A 3367-nucleotide genomic window follows, 5' to 3' on the forward strand; every position below is an offset into this window, starting at 1 on the left:
GCCCGCGCGTTGATCTCCCCGAAGGTCCACTGACGCCCGCCATGCGTGACGGCCACCGCGTCCGGATCGGCAGCCACCCGCTCCTCGATCAGCCGGTGGATCGTCGCCGTGTCCGGATACGGACCGCTGACGCCGTTCCACTCGACCAGGACCTCCCGCCGCTCCCCCACCGTCAGCATGTTCAGGTCGCCGATGCGTGCCCCGGGCGAGTCCACCACGGAGGCCAGCAGGCTCTCGAGGTGGCCTGCCATGCGTTCGACCGTCTCCGCGTCGAACCTGCTCCGGTCGTAGACGAAGCGGAACTCCAGTGCCCGGCCCGCCGACACGACGAGGGTCAGCGGGTACCCGGTGCGCTCCACACAGTTCACCAGGCGCCGGGTCAGTCCCTCGGGGAAGTCAGACGGCTTTTGCACCACCGGGTAGTTCTCGAAGACGAGGATGGACCGGAACAGCGGCTCGCCGCGCGGGATCCTGCTGTGCTTCTGCACGTCGACCAGGTGGCAGTACTCCCACTGCCGCATGTCCAGCTGCTCGTCCTGGAGGTCCCGCAGCCACTCGGAGACGACCAGGTCGCCCGTGAGCCGGCCGCGCACCGGCAGCGTGTTGATGAAGAGGCCCATCATCGACTCGACGCCGGGCAGATCGATCGAGCGGCCCGAGATCGTCGACCCGAACAGCACCTCGTCCTGGCGGCTGTACCGTGAGAGCAGGATCGACCACAGGCCCTGTACCAAAGTGTTCATCGTGATGCGCTGGGACTTGGCGTAGTCCCGGGCCCGCGCGAACAGTTCCGCGGAGGCGCGCACCTCGACCTCGCCGACTCCCGTGTCCCCGGTGTCCCGGTCGACGTGCAGGGCGGTGGGCTCGGTGACGCCCGCCAGGTAGTCGGACCAGAACGCCGCGGAGCTGTCGTCCCGGCGGGAGTTGAGCCACTCGATGTACCGGCGGTACGGGACCGCCGGCGGCAGCTCGGCGGGAGTGCCGTCGAGCAACGCGCGGTAGAAGGAGAACAGTTCCTTCTGGAGGATCTGCACGCTCCAGCCGTCGAGCAGGATGTGGTGGAACGACCAGACGACGATCCGGCGTTCCTCCGCCATGCGCAGCACGGTGACCCGGACCAGCGGGGCCCGTGACAGGTCGAACCCTCGGTCCCAGTCCTCCGCCAGGAAGGCGTCGAGCCGTTCCTGCTGATCGGCCAGGCCGCGCAGGTCCCTCACCTCGAAGGGGAGGGGAGCCCTGCGCTGCACCACCTGGACCGGCTCCGACACCCCTTCCCACACGAACGCGCTGCGGAGGATCGAGTGCCGGTCGACGAGCTGCTGCCAGGCGGTGCCGAACAGCGTCTCGTCGAAGGGCCCTTCGACCTCCTCCGTCATCTGCACCATGTAGGGGCGCGTGTCGGAGGTGTCCTCCAGCGAGTGGTACAGCATGCCGAACTGCAGGGGCGAGAGTCCGTAGACGTCTTCCACGTTGTGCGCGCTCATATCGAGAACCTCTTCAGGATCGCGGCCATGTCGGCGTCACCGACATCGGTGAGGGGAACACCGGGGGACTCCCGGCGGGCGTCGGCGGTTCCGTCGGCGCCACCGGCGATCAGCTCGCGCAGGTGGCCGAGGACGCCGTCGGCCAGGTGCTCGACGGTGCGCCGGTCGTGCAGCGCGGTCGAGTAGTTGACGTACAGGCCGAACGTGTCGCCCTCGACGGCGGCGGTCACGTCCAGCACGTTCCACCGCATGCCGTCCGGGCTGATCGAGTGGCCCTTGGGCTCTTCGGGGCCGGCGTACCGCCCGATGCCCGGCAGGTCCCTGGTGAACTGCCCCAGGTAGTTGAAGTTCACTTCCGGAGTGGGCTGCCGGCGTAGTACGGACGCCACGTCCGGGGCACCGAGATGGCGCAGGATGCCGTAGCCGACGCCCTTGTTGGGGATCCGCGCCAGCTGCTCGCGGACGGAGTCGAGCGAGTCCACCGCGCTGGTGGCTCCCGGCGCCAGCCGCAGGGCGACGGGGAAGACGGACGTGAACCATCCCACCGTCCGTGACAGGTCCACGTCGGGGAACAGATCCTCACGGCCGTGTCCCTCCAGACCGACCAGCGTCTCGTCGTCCCCGGTCCAGTCCCGCAGGGCGTGCGCCAGCGCGGTGAGCAACGCGTCGTTGATCTGGGTGTTGAAGACCTTCGGCACGTCCCGCAGCAGGGCACGGGTCTCCTCGGGGCTGAGCTTCGCCACGACACCGGCGGCGGAGCCCAGATCGTTGCGGCCGTCCCGGTCGCGCGGCACCCGGCCGGCCGGCTTGGGCTCGGCCCAGTAGGCGAACTCCGCTCGTGCCTGTTCGGAGTCGGCGAAGCCGTGCAGTCGCTGTGCCCACGACCGGAACGACGTCGTCTTCGCCGGCAACAGGGGCGCGAGCCCGGCGGCCCGGCGCTCGTAGCAACTGCCCAGGTCCTCCAGCAGGATCCGCCAGGACACGCCGTCGACCGCCATGTGGTGTACGACGATCAGCAGGCGTTGCCCGCGCGTGGGGCCCGACTCCAGCAGGGCGGCCCGCAGCAGCGGTCCCTTGGCCAGGTCGAGGCTCCGCTGCGTCTCCTCCGCGATGTCCAGCGACACCGACGCCAGGGACTCGTCCGCGACTGTGGACAGGTCGTGCACGTCGAGGACGCCGGTGTCCACGGTCTCGTCCAGGTACTGCCGCCAGCCGTCGGACCCGTCGGCGCAGCGCAGACGCAGCGCGTCGTGGTGCTCGACCAGGTCGACCAGCGCGAGCCGCAGCACGTCGGCGTCGAGCCCGTCGGTGACGAGGAGTTCGGCCTGGTTGAAGTGGTCGAACGCCGGCAGGTCCTTCTCGAAGAACCAGTGCTGGATCGGTGTCAGCGGGACCTCGCCCACCACGAGGCCCTGTTCCGCGTCGACCGGCGTGGCCGTACCGGCGTGGCCCGCGATCTCGGCGATCGTCTGGTTCTTGAAGATCAGCCGCGGGGTGAGGTGCACACCGAACTTCTTGGCGCGGGCGATCATCTGGATGCTGATGATCGAATCCCCGCCGAGTTCGAAGAAGTTGTCGTGGATGCCGACGGTGTCGATGCCGAGGATCTCGGACCAGATCGCGGCAAGGGTGCGCTCGACGTCCGTCCGGGGTGGGGTGTAGGTGGTGGTGAGGTCGGGTCGGTGGTGGTCGGGGGCGGGGAGGGCTTTGGTGTCGACCTTGCCGTTGGGGGTGAGGGGGAGGTGGTCGAGGGGGATGTAGAGGCTGGGGATCATGTAGTCGGGCAGTTGCTGCTGGAGGTGGGTGCGCAGGTCGCCGGCGGTGGGTGCGTGTCCGGGGGTGGGGACGAGGTAGGCGACGAGTTGTTTGTTGCCGGGGGTGTC

Annotated in this window: 2 protein-coding genes; both read right to left on the reverse strand. The window is 69.2% G+C overall.

Annotated features, from left to right (window positions below):
* The coding region (locus ACF09K_RS34260) for a condensation domain-containing protein (protein ID WP_392249251.1) at window positions 1-1484 on the reverse strand (1484 nt) is incomplete at its 3' end.
* Window positions 1481-3367: condensation domain-containing protein (locus ACF09K_RS34265; RefSeq protein WP_392249252.1), on the reverse strand; the 1887-nt coding region annotated here is incomplete at its 5' end. The genes ACF09K_RS34265 and ACF09K_RS34260, both read right to left, overlap by 4 nt.

Source organism: Streptomyces sp. NPDC014882 (assembly GCF_043081325.1).
GTDB lineage: Bacteria > Actinomycetota > Actinomycetes > Streptomycetales > Streptomycetaceae > Streptomyces.